The 15,008-nt window shown below is 53.7% G+C and carries 11 protein-coding genes; 4 read left to right on the top strand and 7 right to left on the bottom strand.

What is annotated here, in order from left to right:
* Positions 1–36: 36 nt before the first annotated feature.
* On the top strand, positions 37–4,476 hold the full coding sequence (gene hrpA, locus HMPREF2554_RS00500; protein WP_013398865.1) for an ATP-dependent RNA helicase HrpA: 4,440 nt from the start codon (positions 37–39) through the stop codon (positions 4,474–4,476).
* A gap of 89 nt (positions 4,477–4,565) precedes the next feature.
* Here hrpA and HMPREF2554_RS00495 read toward each other — a convergent pair whose 3' ends face one another.
* Together HMPREF2554_RS00495 and HMPREF2554_RS00490 are read right to left on the bottom strand one after the other, a co-directional pair.
* Complete coding sequence (locus HMPREF2554_RS00495; RefSeq protein WP_013398864.1) at positions 4,566–4,826, bottom strand: Txe/YoeB family addiction module toxin; 261 nt, start codon at positions 4,824–4,826, stop codon at positions 4,566–4,568.
* Between the two features lie 2 nt (positions 4,827–4,828).
* Positions 4,829–5,083, bottom strand: coding sequence for a type II toxin-antitoxin system Phd/YefM family antitoxin (locus tag HMPREF2554_RS00490; RefSeq protein ID WP_013398863.1), 255 nt, complete (start codon positions 5,081–5,083; stop codon positions 4,829–4,831).
* Between the two features lie 354 nt (positions 5,084–5,437).
* Here HMPREF2554_RS00490 and HMPREF2554_RS00485 point away from each other — a divergent pair, with 354 nt between their 5' ends.
* Both HMPREF2554_RS00485 and HMPREF2554_RS00480 read left to right on the top strand, forming a co-directional pair.
* A complete protein-coding gene (locus HMPREF2554_RS00485) occupies positions 5,438–5,854 on the top strand; it encodes a hypothetical protein (RefSeq protein ID WP_244864689.1) in 417 nt (138 codons plus the stop codon).
* A gap of 119 nt (positions 5,855–5,973) precedes the next feature.
* Positions 5,974–6,612: a hypothetical protein gene (locus HMPREF2554_RS00480; protein ID WP_013398861.1), complete on the top strand. Its 639-nt coding sequence runs from the start codon at positions 5,974–5,976 to the stop codon at positions 6,610–6,612.
* A gap of 68 nt (positions 6,613–6,680) precedes the next feature.
* Here HMPREF2554_RS00480 and HMPREF2554_RS00475 read toward each other — a convergent pair whose 3' ends face one another.
* The 5 genes from HMPREF2554_RS00475 to HMPREF2554_RS00460 are packed head-to-tail and all read right to left on the bottom strand — an operon-like array spanning position 6,681 to position 12,822.
* Positions 6,681–6,944, bottom strand: a complete 264-nt coding sequence (locus tag HMPREF2554_RS00475) for a type II toxin-antitoxin system Phd/YefM family antitoxin (RefSeq protein WP_013398860.1) — start codon at positions 6,942–6,944, stop codon at positions 6,681–6,683.
* Positions 6,945–6,958: 14 nt separating this feature from the next.
* Positions 6,959–7,654 carry a hypothetical protein gene (locus HMPREF2554_RS00470; protein WP_013398859.1) on the bottom strand — a complete coding sequence of 232 codons (696 nt, stop codon included), beginning with the start codon at positions 7,652–7,654 and terminating at the stop codon, positions 6,959–6,961.
* Entirely contained in the window at positions 7,624–8,043 is a 420-nt protein-coding gene (locus HMPREF2554_RS11375) for a hypothetical protein (protein ID WP_141744352.1), read from the bottom strand. Before HMPREF2554_RS11375 ends, HMPREF2554_RS00470 begins: the two co-directional genes overlap by 31 nt.
* A gap of 24 nt (positions 8,044–8,067) precedes the next feature.
* Complete coding sequence (locus HMPREF2554_RS00465) at positions 8,068–11,454, bottom strand: bifunctional [glutamine synthetase] adenylyltransferase/[glutamine synthetase]-adenylyl-L-tyrosine phosphorylase (protein ID WP_070553580.1); 3,387 nt, start codon at positions 11,452–11,454, stop codon at positions 8,068–8,070.
* Positions 11,455–11,481: 27 nt separating this feature from the next.
* Entirely contained in the window at positions 11,482–12,822 is a 1,341-nt protein-coding gene (locus HMPREF2554_RS00460) for a glutamine synthetase family protein (protein ID WP_004004410.1), read from the bottom strand.
* Positions 12,823–13,300: 478 nt separating this feature from the next.
* On the opposite strand from HMPREF2554_RS00460, the gene HMPREF2554_RS00455 reads away from it, so the two are divergent.
* Positions 13,301–14,950 (top strand): hypothetical protein, encoded by a 1,650-nt coding sequence (locus HMPREF2554_RS00455; protein WP_070553578.1) that lies wholly within the window; start codon positions 13,301–13,303, stop codon positions 14,948–14,950.
* Positions 14,951–15,008: the final 58 nt, after the last annotated feature.

The raw sequence follows: 15,008 nt of genomic DNA, 5'->3' as shown, positions 1-15,008 counted from the left end.
TGGGTACCAAATACAGAAGAGTAAACTAGTAACAATATGTCTGAGCAGAAACCCACCGAACACACAGATACTCCTAAGACCACTCGAACCGCGCCCAGTATGGCGAGCATGGCGGCTGCCATTCATGCGGCGCCGGTGCGCGCACCTCAAAAGCCCGCGCGCACATCCCAAATATCCGGTGAGAAACCCGGCGATGCTTCCACAGCAGAGCCAGGTGCAAAGCGGGATACTTCCCACAAGAATTCCTCGCGTAAAAATAACGCTTCACGCTCCAAAAACCCGCAAAAACGCGCGCATCACAAGAACCACCGGGACCGGCCCGAACAGCGTCCCTACAACCCGCTGATTCCCGCTGAGATTACCTATCCCGAAGAACTGCCCGTCAGCGAGCGCCGCGAAGACATTAAGACGGCTATTCGTGATCACCAGGTCATCATTGTCGCTGGCGAGACCGGCTCGGGTAAGACCACGCAGTTGCCCAAGATGTGCTTGGAACTCGGTCTTGCTGAAAAAGGCATGATTGGGCACACCCAGCCGCGCCGCCTTGCCGCACGTTCGGTGGCGGAGCGCATCGCCGAAGAACTGGGGCAGAAAATTGGTGAGACCGTGGGTTACCAGGTGCGTTTCACCTCTGAGGTGGGCGAGAACAGCGCTATCAAACTCATGACGGACGGTATTCTGCTCGCCGAAATTCAGCACGATAAGCTGCTGCGCAAGTATTCCACGCTCATTATTGACGAGGCACATGAGCGCAGCCTAAATATTGATTTTATTCTGGGGTATCTGAAGCGGATTCTGCCGAAGCGCCCCGATTTGAAGGTCATTATTACCTCCGCAACCATTGATCCTGAACGATTCGCGAGGCATTTCGCACCGAGTTTCGTGCCAGGTAAGGGTGTGGTAGACGATTCTCTCAGCGATGAGGAACGTGAGCTTGCCGAGCAGATTCTTCCCGATGATGCTCCCCCGATTATTGAAGTTTCGGGGCGCACCTACCCGGTGGAGATTCGCTACCGCCCGCTCGATGGGGACGACTACGCTGATGAAGATGAAGGCGACGAAGACCGTGACCCAACCGATGGAATCCTTGCCGCCGTTGAGGAGTTGTCGAAGGGGGCGCCCGGCGATATCCTGATTTTCTTCTCGGGCGAGCGTGAAATTCGCGATGCTCACGATGCTTTAGAGTCTTTGGTTGCCAAGTCCCCACGTATGAACTATGAGGTTCTGCCGCTGTATGCGCGTCTGTCTCTCGCGGAGCAGCATCGTGTGTTTACGCCGGGGAGTCGGCCGCGCATCGTGCTGGCGACGAACGTTGCGGAAACTTCGCTGACGGTGCCGGGTATCAAGTATGTGATCGATACCGGTACCGCCCGCATTTCGCGGTATTCGGCGCGCACGAAGGTGCAGCGCCTGCCGATCGAACGGATTTCGCAGGCAAGCGCGAACCAGCGCTCGGGGCGGTGCGGCCGTGTGAGCGATGGTATTGCAATTCGGCTGTATTCTGAGGAGGATTTCGCGTCGCGCAGCGAGTTTACCGACCCGGAGATTCTGCGCACGAACCTGGCGGCCGTTATTTTGCAGATGATTGCGATCGGCGTGGTGCGTGAGCCCGGCGATATTGCGCGTTTCCCGTTTGTGCAGCCGCCCGCATCGCGCGCGATTAATGACGGCGTGAATCTGCTACGTGAGCTTGGGGCGCTTTCTGAAAAACCGGCGCGCACGGATAAGAGGGGGAAGCATCATCGTGCTACCTCGACGCTGACCGCTACGGGGCGTGCAATGAGTGCGTTCCCGGTTGATCCGCGCTTGGCGCGCATGATTATTGAGGGTTCGCGCCGTGACTGTGCTAAAGAGATGATGGTTCTTGCCGCTGCTTTGACGATTCAGGATCCGCGTGAACGCCCGGCTGAGGTGCGTGGCACCGCCGATGAGATGCATGCCCGTTTCACGGACGATAAATCTGATTTTTCGTCGTTCCTGCTGCTGTGGCAGTACATTAATGAGCGCCAGGCTGAGCTTTCCTCTTCACAGCTGCGAAAGATGTGCCACCGCGAGTTTATTAACTTTCTGCGTATTCGTGAGTGGCAGGATCTTTTCGCCCAGCTGCGCGAGATGGGGCGCACCGCGAATATCCGCGTGTCGAACGGGCGCGATATTGACGCGTCGGGGCGTGAGGTTGAGATTCATAAGAGCCTGCTTTCGGGCCTGCTCTCGCATGTGGGCGCTAAGGAGGAGCGTGAGAAAACCTACGGCAAAGCCCCGCGTGGCCCGCGTGAATATCTGGGGGCGCGCGGCACAAAATTCGCTATCTTCCCAGGTTCAGGGCTTTTCAAGCAGAACCCTGACTGGGTGCTTTCTGCCGAGCTTGTGGAGACTTCCCGGCTGTGGGCGCGCACAAACGCCGCGATTGAGCCGCAGTGGGTTGAAGAAGTGGGCGGGCACCTGCTGAAAAAGCAGTATTCCGAGCCGCATTGGTCGGCAAGCCGGGGCGCCGCCGTGGCGTATACGAAGGGCACACTGTACGGGCTGACGATTTATGCCGACCGCCCAGTGCAGTATTCCCGGGTAGATGCCGCCGCTGCACGTGAGATTTTTATTCGTTCCGCCCTGGTGGAGGGCGACTGGCGCACCCAGCACAAGTTCTACAAGCGCAACCTGCGTGCCCTGGCTGAGGTTGAGGAGCTTGAGGCCCGCCTGCGCCGCCGAGATCTGCGAGTGGATGACGCCGTGCTTTTCGAGTTCTATAATGCGCGCATCCCCGAGCATGTGACGGACGTTCGTTCCTTCGATAAATGGTGGAAGCACGCGCGTTTAGAAAACGATAACCTGCTCGATTTCAACCCGGAAAACCTTATTAATGAGGATGCCGCCGATTATGACGATTCGCAGTTCCCGCGCCAGTGGGTACAGCGTACTGACGGCGGCGAACTCACCCTGGATTTGCGGTACGAATACGCCCCGGGGGCAGGTTTGGGCGGTGCCCGCACGGATGCGGCAAAACGCGACGGCGTGGCGGTTCAGGTACCGATTCTGTTCTTGAACCAGCTGACTCCCGAGCCGTTCCGCTGGCAGATTCCGGGGATGCGCCATGAACTTTTAACGGCACTCATTAAATCGCTTCCGAAGGCGATTCGCCGTAATTTTGTGCCCGCCCCGGATGTTGCACGCATGGCGTTGGAGTCTCTGGAGGCTGACTACTCCCCCGCGACCGACGAGCTTTTGCCCTCGTTCGCACTGGTGCTGCGTCGTCTGCGCGGCGTGGTGGTTGAGCCGGATGCATTCGACTGGAAGTCCGTGCCGGATCATCTGAAGTTCACGTTCCAGGTGCGCGATGCCCGCAATAAGATTCTGGGCGAAAGCAAAGATATCCGTGAACTGCAGCAAAAACTCCATGCGCAGATTCGCTCCGCCCTGGCAGATTCGCTGGGTGCTTCTGAAGATACGGTGGCGAAGATGGCGGCGCTCGCAGGTGGGAACTCCGCGCAGGGGGCCTCATCGCAAACCGGTTCGGCGCAGCAGGGCGCGCAGGAAAACAGCTCAGATCCGGGCGCAAAACCCGAGAAAACCGCCGCTCAAGGTATAGGATCGCAAGATTCTATCCGTGAGACCACGGGCTTGACTGACTTTCCCGGCGAGGAGATTCCGCGCAAGGTACAGCGCATTATTGCGACCCAGGCGGTCAGTGGATACCCGGCGCTGGTGGACGAAAAAACGAGCGCGGGCATCCGTATTTTCCCCACCGAGGCCGAGCAGGTGAATTCGCAGCGGCGCGGTATTATTCGTCTTCTGCAGCTGCAGGTGCCCTCACCTGAGCGGTACGTAAGCGATCACCTGTCAAATAAAGAGAAGATTGTGTTCACACAGAACCCGCATGGTTCGATTGATGAGCTGATTCGGGACTGCACGGTTGCCGCGCTCGACAAGCTGGTGCCGCATACGCCCGTGTTCACGCGTGCCGAGTACCGCGAGCTGTTCGAGCAGGTGCGCGCCGAACTAATCGATACCGTCTTTGAGGTCACCAAGCTGGTTGCCGAAATCCTCTCAGAAGCGGCGGCGCTGCGCAAAGCCATTAAGAAAGCAACCTCATTGAGCACCATGCACGCCGTCTCAGACGTGAAGGGGCAGCTCGATAATCTGGTGTACCCCGGATTCGTGGCGAACACCGGGTACGATCAGCTGGTTCACCTGCCGCGCTATCTGAAGGCAGCGCAGATACGCTTGACGAAGCTGGGACCGAACCTGAACCGAGATAATCAGCTCATGCTCACGGTGCAGGATTTAGAGGATTCCTACGATTCTGCTATCAAGTCGCTGCCCGAGGGGACTCTTATTCCCGATGCGCTCGCCCGCGTGAACTGGATGCTTGAGGAACTGCGCGTGAGCTTCTTCGCCCAGGAACTCGGCACGGCGTACACGGTCTCTGAGAAGCGCATCGCCAAGGCTCAGCGCGAGGCGCTGGAGCAAGTGAAAAGGTAGGTTTTCGGCGAGCTCTATCTAGGTTTTCGTTCCTCGAAGGGTTGGGTGTTGCCACAAGATTCTGAATCTTGTGGCAACACCCAACCCTTCTACGCGCCATAGTGATATCGGCATGAAGCTATGACAATAGAGTCATCAGTAAGCTTGTATACGAGACGGTGTTCATCAGTAATTCTGCGTGACCACCAGCCTGAAAATTGATGTCTGAGAGCTTCAGGCTTCCCTATACCTTCATTACCATTTCGCTCAACATCTTTGATCAGTAGATTAATGCGCTTGAGAACCTTCCGATCTTGCACCTGCCACCAGAGATAGTCGCTCCATGCTGAATCGTCAAAAATAATTCTCACGACTATTCCTCAACCAGCTGATGCTCAGACCCAAGACCAGCTTCAAGACGGGAGATGGATTCCATAAGACGACGTGCATTAGCCGGGGAACGCATGAGGTAGGCAGTCTCTTGAAGAGATTCGTACTCAGACAATGAGAGAATGACTGCCGGTTCATGCCCGGCACGTGTAATAATAACCTCTTCACGGTGATCTTCAACGTGGTCAAGTACTTCAGCATACCGAGCCCGCGACTCGGTGTAAGACATGGTTTTCATAAACACCTTCCTTCTCCGTACAGTATAATGTACAGAAAGCTTGATAGGGAAGCAATAAAGCTCAGGTATCCATGCACTTGGGTCGGTTTCTCCAGTTATTTCTGCACCAATCCGCAGGTTTTGAACACGTATGATGATGGTATGAGTTTTATCGCTACGTTGGTTCTTCTGATAGGTATTAGTGCGGGAAGCAACTATTTTTACAGACAACATGCCGCGCGGATAAAACCTCAGCCTGATGGAACCGTCCGAGCGAAGCTGCCCGGCTGGTACATCGCGTTTGGTTATTTTCTCATTGCAGCAGGAGTCTTCTTAGCCTTTGCTTCACTTATTTTAAGTTCAGGCAGCAATCCTATGCCCCTAAACATGGCGATTGGCTTTCCTGCTATGACCTTCGGTCTTGGTATCGTGACGATTCTTATGGGTCAGCGCCAATACATTGAAACCGGCGTGGACTATATCGAACGCCGCGCTTGGTACGGCAAAGTGACCCGAATTCCCTTCCATGAGATTGACTCGTACTCGTATAGTCCAGCGGGCCTTGGCGGTTGGCTGGTTCTTAAGACGACGGATAGACGCAGGATAGCGTTTAACTCTCGTTTTCTACGGGGTGAACGGGTGATTGCTGCGTTGGCGTTTCGCCAGATTAATGGCCGCTGGCCCTCCCCATACAACCAGGAGGAACAACGAGTCTTGGGAGAGGAATCATCCATGAGAGCCGCTCAGCAGTACCTTGCGAAGACTCCGAAAGCTCGGGGTTTGCGGCGGTAACGGATACGGTGCCTACAACAGCAAAGATTTGGAGGTGGGCAAGAAAACCTTGCTCTAAGATCGGTCCCGCAAGTATCTGGTCTCCCCTTCCTCAGTTTTTGAACACGTATTATGGATATATGACTTTTATTATTACTGCGATTCTTCTGGTGTGTATCGGTGCGGTTAGCGGCTACTTCTATAGAAAACATGCCGCGCAGGTAAAGCCTCAACCCGATGGGACAATCAGGGCAAAGCTGCCCGGTTGGTATAGATTTTGTGGTTATTTCCTTGTTGCTGTGGGAGTGCTCTTTGCCCTTATCACCCCAGCCTTGATCTCGGGCAGTAATCCGATGCCTCCATATATGGCGTTTGGGGTTATTGGAATCTGCTTAGTGTTTGGCGTCTGGGCAATTCTCATGGGCCAACGTCAGTATGTTGAAACCGGCGTAGATTACATAGAGCAGTGCACATGGTACGGCAAAGTTACCCGCATCCCCTTTCACGAGATTGATTCGTACGCGTATAGCTCGGGGCATCCCGGTGGATGGTTGGTTCTCAAGACAGCAGATAAGCGTAAGATTGCATTTACGTCCCGGTATCTGCGAGGTGAACGGGTTATGTGTGCGCTGGTATTTCGTCAGGTTAATGGTCGCTGGCCTTCCCCAACGAGCCCCGAGGATCAACAGGTTTTGATGCAGGAAGCCTCATTGGCAGCCGCTCCGCAATATCTTACGGAAAACCCCATCGGTCAAAATCTAAGCGGTCAACAGGTGTAACGTTCAGCAGGGACATATACATAGAGTCGTCGCCCATTTCGGGAGCGGTTTCTTTATCCAAGAGCGGTTCAAATACCCTCAGATAAAGAAACCGCTCTTGTTTTGTGAATATGCTGCTCAAGATGGGCTATCAAATCCATGAGGCGACGAGCGTTCGCCAGAGAATTCATCAGGTACATAGTTTCTCGGAGTGATTCGTATTCAGAAAGAGGTAAAACCACAATGGACTCATGCCCAACATGGGTAATCACGAGTTCTTCACAATACGTTTCGACGCAGTCGAGAACTTCGGTCAATTGCCCGGCAGAACCGTTATAGGAAAAAGTTTTCATAGGGTGTTCCCTCGCTAATTACCGTTAAAACACAAGGGAGTAGACATGAATCTATTTTTAATAGAAGATTTTTTGATGGATACTAGCACCCCATTCCTCCCTTCACCCTTATTGTCAATTAACAGGTCGTTCCCTGTTCGATCATATTCCCCATCGTCCTTATACCATTCTCGAATGGAAAAAACCATAATATTCAAGTAGTCCTTATCCTCAGAATAGACATAACTAGATAAAATATAATTTTTATTCCCTTTACCTTCACTCAGTATATCAGCGACATATCCACCACCTGATTGAATAACTTCCGAAATCTTTAATATCTTTTTCCCTTCTTCCCCATTACCCATCTTTGCACTTGAATCCACAATCATATTATCTTCAGTTTCAAGAGAAACACACTCAGTACCATACCCCTTAGAATATACACCTCCAAACATAGAAAACGGGACTACTGAGATAGAGAGAATAGCTACCCACAAAACTATTCTATAAATTGATAACTTACGACTATCCTCTTGGTATTTTACAAAGAATAGTATAGGAATTATAAGTAATATAAATATAATTATTAGTTGAGGAAGAATATTTTCTGACTCAATCCAATAAACAAAAGATGTATTGAGATGAAAATTTCTTATAAAATCACTAATCAAAAACACATAAGCTAAATAAATTAAAGTTAACTCAAAACCAAAAAACAAAAACCACAAATGTAACTACGCTTATTCCATGTATTCCCACTTTTCTTATAAACCCAACTTTTAAACTTCACTGCTAAATATGTTAAAATTATTATTACCACACCGGGCGTTGAGACTATTATTAGCATCATAAAATGCGATACTATTAATGGCAGCAGCCGGGGTATTCCACCTGTTATACCCTCCTTCTGAATTATGAAGGAAATATCCACTGGATTTCCTGAAGATATAAAAAATGCCCATAAATATAAATGAAAAACACCTAATACACTCATATATAAAGGAGCTGTTTTTGGTATTCTCCATAAGATACCTAATGCAGCTTCCATATATTTTCTTTTAGATTTATTATTTAAATAATTCCTCATATAACCTGGAATATTTTGTTCATATTTCAACGTTACACACTCCTTTTTATTCCCTTATCCCTCAAAGAAAAGCCTTTCGTAAACTTTCCTGGCATTTCGGGTAACGCGTAGATAGTCTTCTTCCAGTTGGCGGGCGCTGCCTGGGGTGTAGCCGCTCCAGCGGGCAACCGCTTCCAAAGCATCGCGCAGAGTCGGCAGCAAATCGGACTGGCGTACGCCGCGCAGCACGTTGCCGCCGCGAATCTTGGTCGCCAGCAGCCACGCATCCCGCAAAACTTCGGCTTCCTCAGCAGCCACCAGGTTAGCCTGAACGGCTGCATCCAACGCTTCCAGAGTCGAGGTCGTGCGAAGCCCCTCAACCTTATGAGCATATTGAAGCTGAATCAGCTGAACCAGCCACTCCACATCAGAGAGCCCGCCACGCCCCAGCTTCAACTGCCGGGTACGGTCCGCCCCGTGCGGCATCCGCTCATGCTCCACACGCGCCTTCATGCGCCGCACCTGCTGTACCTGCTCCACCGTGAACTCACGCGGATACCGGTAAGGATTAACCAGCTCAACAAACGCACGCCCCAAGTCTTCAGACCCGGCAATCGGGCGCGCCCGCAAGAGCGCCTGAAACTCCCAGGTCTCAGCCCAGCGCTCATAGTAAGCGCGGTACGAATCCAGCGAGCGAACCAGTGCCCCCTGCTTACCTTCCGGGCGCAGATCCGCGTCTACCTCAAGCGGGCGTTCGGCACGGATTGCCGGACGTACCGGCTGTTTAATCAGCTGCATCAGCCGGTTCACAATGTGGTTTGCCTGCGCCTGGGCTTCTTTCTCATCGGCTCCCTCCACGGGGCGGTGCACAAACATCACGTCTGCATCCGAACCGAAGCCGTTCTCTGCGCCGCCCAGGCGACCCATTGCAATTACCGTGATCTCGGTTAGTAGCGGATTCCTCTGTTCATCTTCGAGGCTCTCCCCCGTTGCCTCTTGAGAATCATTCTGCGGTGCGTCGCTCTTCTGGGGCGTGGTTTTCTCGTCACGCTCCCCTGCGTTGGCCTCTTCGCGTTCCGCCAGGGCGAGCGCCGCGCCGATGGTGCACTCGTCCACGGTCGCCAGCCCGGTGCACACCTGCTGCACGCTCAGCAGGTTCAGGGCATCTCCCATGGCGATACGCAAAATCTCGCGGCGGCGCAGGTACCGTACCGCGCGCATAGCGTCCGCAGAATCTTCATGTCGTGATAGGAGTGAGGTAATTTCGGCCTTGAGAGCACCCGCACTCAGCGGCTGCAGGTCGGCAACCTTATCAAGCCAGGTGATGGAGGTGGGCGCATCTTCCAGCAGATCGGTAATATACCGCGAGCTTGAGAGTATCTGACACAGCCGCTCCGCTGCGGCGGGCGAATCGCGAAGCATACGCAGGTACCAGCTCGTGGTGCCCAAAGACTCTGAAACCAGGCGGAACCCCAGCAGCCCGGCGTCTGCATCCACCCCCTCAGCAAACCAGCCCAAGAGCACGGGCATCAGGTGCCGTTGAATCTCAGCGCGGCGGCTGACCCCGTTGGTGAGCGCTTCGATATGCCGCATGGCTCCGCGCGGGTCGCGGTAGCCGAGCGCTGCCAGACGGTCCTGCGCCGCCTGGTCAGAAAGCGCCACTTCATCGCGACTCAGGGTTGAAACCGCAGCCAGCAGCGGGCGGAAGAATATACGTTCGTGCAGGGAGCGCACATTGCGTTTGAGTTTCTGCCAGGCTTTGAGCATCTGCTCAGCCGAGAGCGTTCCCATACGTTCGGCGGGCACCAAGGAGCGGGCAAGAACGCGTTGTTCCCCGGCACGGTCGGGCATCAGTTGGGTGCGGCGCAAGTGCATAAGCTGAATACGGTGCTCCAGCAGACGCAATTTCTTGTAGTCGCGTGAGAACGCTTCGGTATCGGAACGGCTAATGTAGCTGGCACGGGTAAGCGCGGCGAGCGAATCCAGGGTAGATTTGGTACGCACCGCAGGGTCAGTGCGCCCGTGCACCAGCTGCAAAAGCTGAACCGTGAACTCGACATCACGCAGACCGCCAGGACCGAGCTTTATTTGACGTTCCAGCTGGGCGGCAGGAATATTATCGGTCACGCGGGCGCGCATAGCCTGCACAGATTCCACAAAGGAATCCCGAGCGGCTGATTCCCACACAAACGGCTCGATTGCGCGTGCATATTTTTCACCCAAATGCGCAGACCCAGCGATCGGTCGGGCCTTCAAAAGCGCCTGAAACTCCCAGTTCTCAGCCCAACGCTTGTAGTACCGCACATAGGATTCGACGGTGCGCACCAGCGGCCCGTCCTTACCTTCGGGGCGCAGGTTCGCGTCCACCTCCCACAGCGGCGGTTCGGAGGCAGGCGCCATGATCGCCTTCGTCAGCGCGTGTACCAGCTCAGTACCGATCTGGGCACAGTCCTGCTCGGTGAGGGGTTCTACGCCCTCAGGCAGTTCACTGGCGGGAACGGGTGCTATCACATACACCACATCTACATCAGAAATATAGTTCAGCTCGCGCGCCCCGCATTTGCCCATACCGATAATCGCCAAATCCAGGGCATCTACGGATGCACCCCGAGCAGGTGCCGAGCACAGTCCACCGCCCAGCCCCTCGGCAACCTCGGTGCGGGCTATCGCGAGCGCTCCTTCCAGCGCAGCGGCGGCAAGATCAGCAAGATGCCGCCCAACCGTGGGCATAAGTTCCACAGGATCGGGCGAACACACATCAACAAGCGCAATTTTCGTGAGTGCGGCACGGTACGCCACACGCAACGCTGTATACCCATCTTTACCCGTCATCTCACGTGATGCGCGCGGCCGCTCATCGTCGGGGTTTGCACCCACCGCTTCCAACAGATCCGTGCGGTATGCGGTTGCCAGCGGGGCTGTAGGCTCATCAATATCGTCGAGCTTTTTACCCCCGGCAGTGCCGCTGTACCCGCGAATATGCGGGGTTTCTTCAACATCGTGCGGGTCTATCTGCGGCTCAATATCCTCCGCCTGAACAGTGCTGGGCTCTTGAGTGGCGATAAGCTCGGGTTCAGAGTCTAGCCCGTGGCTGTCGAGAACATGGTCGATTAAATGCGGGTTGCGGTACAGAAAATCGCCCAACGCCTGCGAAGAGCCCAAAAGCCGGAACATGCTAAATTCGGCATCCCCGCGGTTCGCGCGCTCCGCCGTTGCGGGGTGCTTTTCGATAAGCCTCACCAGCGAAGGTAAAGCGATATCCGGCGAGGGTGCCCAGCGGAGCCCGGCGAAGAGAGCATCCGTATTAACCTGGGCGAGTTCGGGGGAATCAAGCCAGCGCTCACTCTTTACGGCATCGTAGAACCCAGCGGCGACCATGCGCTTGCGCCTGCGTGCGCGTTCTTGACGTTCCGCATCCGCCGGTACCGCCGCTGTGCCTTCAGTAGGTTGCTGCTCTGGCATGGTCCCCTCCCGAAACTCGCCTGTCTACTAGAGAATACCCAGATTATGCTTGAGCTCGTACGGGGTGACCTGCGCTTGGTACTGTTCCCAATCGGCGCGCTTATTGCGTAAGAATTGTTCGAAAACCTGCTCCCCCAGAGCCTCTGCCATAAATTCGGAGTCCTCGGTACGGTTAATAGCTTCACGCAGAGAAGCAGGCAGCGGGTTGTACCCCATAGCGCGGCGTTCTGCGGTTGTCATGGCGGCGAGGTCTTCAGTCACGGCAGGCATAAGCTCATACTCGTGCTCAATACCTTTGAGCCCTGCGGCAAGAATTACCGCATATGCCAGGTAAGGGTTCGAGGCCGAATCAAGCCCTCGGTATTCGATGCGCGCCGCCTGCATCTTATTCGGCTTATAGAGCGGTACCCGCACCAGCGCCGACCTGTTATTGTGCCCCCATGAAACGTAGCTGGGTGCTTCCCCACCGCCCCACAGCCGCTTGTATGAGTTGATGAACTGATTGGTGACCGATGTAAACTCCGGGGCATGCTTGAGCACCCCGGCAATAAAGTGCCGCGCCGTCTTTGAGAGACGATACTCAGCCCCGGCCTCGAAGAACGCGTTAGTATCGCCCTCAAAAAGCGAGAAATGGGTGTGCATACCGCTGCCGGCATATTTGGTGAAAGGCTTAGGCATGAACGTTGCGTAAAGATCCCGCGTGTACGCAACCTCTTTGATAACGGTACGGAACGTCATCACATTATCGGCGGTCTGCAGGGCATCAGCATGGCGCAGGTCGATCTCGTTCTGCCCGGGACCGGTTTCATGGTGGCTAAACTCCACCGAGATACCAACCTCTTCAAGCATGGTCACCGCCTTGCGACGGAAATCCTGTACAATCCCGCCGGGAGTGTGATCAAAATAGGATTCATAGTCTACCGGTACCGGAAAACCATCATCACCCAGCTGAGCAGATTTGAGCAGATAAAACTCAATTTCAGGCGACGTATAGCAAGTGAACCCCATCTCAGCCGCTTTGTTGAGGGTTCGCTTAAGTACGCCGCGAGTGTCGGATGCGCTCGCCTCACCATCGGGTGTAAGAATATCGCAGAACATGCGGGAGGTATGGTCTTCAATCCCGCGCCAAGGCAATATCTGGAATGTGGAGGGATCGGGTTGAAGCAGCATATCGGATTCGTACACGCGCGAAAGACCCTCAATAGAGGAACCGTCAAAGCCGAGCCCTTCCTCGAAGGCGCTTTCAACCTCAGCTGGGGCTAATGCTACGGATTTGAGGGTTCCCACCACGTCGGTAAACCACAGCCGAATAAAGCGAATGTCGCGCTCTTCGATGGTGCGCAGTACAAATTCCTGTTGACGGTCCATAGATATCTCCCTGTATTCCGGGCGGTAGCTGACTCGGCGGTGAGTGATGCCGTGCTCACGCATATGTTGGTGCCGCAAGACGCGAGTGCGCTGGCACGGTTTTATGTCTCTTTCTAGACTATCGGTTTCTTCCCGCAAACGCCCGATGTTCAGGTTTCGTTTATGTAAATTCTATGGGGCAAGTAGGCAGGTGTAGCTCAGTTGTTGTATGTTCCGTGTTTTACCCACCTTTGAAAACTGAACTATAAAAGCGGGCTTCTAGCTAAGAAGTTAGACCTGTGGCGTTCTCGATCTAAAGCCAGCTTCTTATGTAGACAGTAGTTTATTCCCTCAAAATTCATGTTCAATTCACGCTAACGGGCGCTGGACTGCCCGGCGAGTCACCTAAGATAGAAGTTGCTGGGTGACTCCCATCACTTCAAAATTTTGTGTACAGCCCAACCACGAAATCACTGAATACGTTCCAGAGGAAATACATATGAGCATTGCAGAAATATGCAGAATGATAGCTATAGCGTTCATGTACATCGTATGTTTTATCGTTATAGGAATTCCCGTTCTCATTTTCGCTGGATTTATCGTATGCGCCCTTCTTGCTATACCCCTCACGCCAATCCTGTGGGTTATAGACAAGTTCCGCAACCGAAACTCCACCCCGATTCCAGAGACTCCCAAAAACCCGTTTAAACTCGACGAAATTACCTGGGCTCTATCGCCTCGCCAACTGCGCGACCGGCATGAACTGTACGTACGGTGGGCGCATCGTATTTACCTCAATATCGCTATCCACCCTGATACCCTCAAAAAACCCGCGTTGGACGATGCCTACTCTGAAGCTGTCCGTGTTGACATTCTGCGAGCCTACACGGCCTTGAACAGATATGAATACGCGCTAGATACTAAATCTTCTCAACCGCAGAAACTCCGTCAGGCGAGTACCGACGCTCTCGGATACTCTCGGGGTGTTATACGTCAGACAGGTTTGATACTTGGAGAGTGGAAAGAACCGCGAAATATATCCGCAAAAATCTTTAAAGGGCAAGAAGCTAAGGTACAAGAACTTTGCGGCATCCGTGATGAAACCGAACAGCATCTTTCCGCCGTACTATCGTATGGAAATAGTGATTTTCCCCAACAGATTGCTTGTGCGGTGCTTGCCGCCGCAACACAGGTTCTAGAGGCAGCGCAGCATAAACTCGCCGAACATCCGCATATTCGCGGGGATGCGGCACGAACTTACCTGCACCACGAAATTCAGCGTGCAATATGCGGCGTTAGGACTATATTGACGGCGCTGCAAGAAGCCCTTGACGAATACAGGGAGTACTGCCGTGCCGCCCCCGAAACGCAGGCTGCCGTTGAGCTTCTTGAAGCAGCGCAGCACGGAGCCGAAGAACGCCGCAACCGTTTTTATCGGCAAATTGTTAGCCACCGTGCCGAACAGCTCGAAGAAATCCTAGCGACAACCGGCAAGCCCCCCGCTGATCTGTCACAAAGTCAAGGGCATCGAGACCGCATAACGAGCTTTTGCGTAGATCTGCTTACGGAGGTGAAGCCGGTACTTTCAGAGGAATCTTATACACGCTGCGAGCGCCTTATTCAACACCTATGCATAACGCAGATACGCCGCGAATACGGTTACACAAAGCTCCTTCTTGCTGGAGAATACGCGCCGCTGAACGCACATGAGCTCTGCGCGGCTATGCTGAATCAGTATGCTTGCCAAATACTTCTGGAGGATAAAGATGATCTATCGGGCTCTTTAGAGTACCTGGTAAACCTGGTGAAACAATTACGGCATGCACGAGAGGAAATGCTGCAAACATACGACGGCTACTTCCCCGATATGACACCAGATTCCCCAAGCCAAAAACGGTTTGTGACGGCGCTAAGCTACGAGCTTCTTGTATCTGACACCGAAATGTATGCGGCATATGACGAATGCCAGCGTATGCTCGAACGCGATAAGCGCAGCAGACTGCAGCCCGATTCAGAGGAATATCATTACTGGCTGCTGCAAAACCCTAGTTGGTTTTATCATTCCCTGTATAAGGATGACTTTTTTGTACCCTGGCATAAGGTGTGGGAGGAGCCAGACTACCCACGACCGGACTATCTGAAAGTCTGATACTCGGTTCATCACGTCATATAAAGTGGCGAAGCTACCCTTCGTAAAACCAGGAAGG

The organism is Rothia sp. HMSC071F11, from assembly GCF_001809115.1.
Classification (GTDB): domain Bacteria; phylum Actinomycetota; class Actinomycetes; order Actinomycetales; family Micrococcaceae; genus Rothia; species Rothia dentocariosa.
Note: the sequence above shows the minus strand (reverse complement) of the source record. Positions and strands in the feature narration are given on the sequence as shown.

Coding starts and splice junctions, on each gene's coding strand:
- HMPREF2554_RS00455 (WP_070553578.1), top strand. CDS start 13,301: ATGAGCATTGCAGAAATATGCAGAATGATAGCTATAGCGTTCATGTAC.
- hrpA (WP_013398865.1), top strand. CDS start 37: ATGTCTGAGCAGAAACCCACCGAACACACAGATACTCCTAAGACCACT.
- HMPREF2554_RS00475 (WP_013398860.1), bottom strand. CDS start 6,944: ATGAAAACTTTTTCCTATAACGGTTCTGCCGGGCAATTGACCGAAGTT.
- HMPREF2554_RS00465 (WP_070553580.1), bottom strand. CDS start 11,454: ATGCCAGAGCAGCAACCTACTGAAGGCACAGCGGCGGTACCGGCGGAT.
- HMPREF2554_RS00490 (WP_013398863.1), bottom strand. CDS start 5,083: ATGAAAACCATGTCTTACACCGAGTCGCGGGCTCGGTATGCTGAAGTA.
- HMPREF2554_RS00485 (WP_244864689.1), top strand. CDS start 5,438: ATGCCCCTAAACATGGCGATTGGCTTTCCTGCTATGACCTTCGGTCTT.
- HMPREF2554_RS00480 (WP_013398861.1), top strand. CDS start 5,974: ATGACTTTTATTATTACTGCGATTCTTCTGGTGTGTATCGGTGCGGTT.
- HMPREF2554_RS00460 (WP_004004410.1), bottom strand. CDS start 12,822: ATGGACCGTCAACAGGAATTTGTACTGCGCACCATCGAAGAGCGCGAC.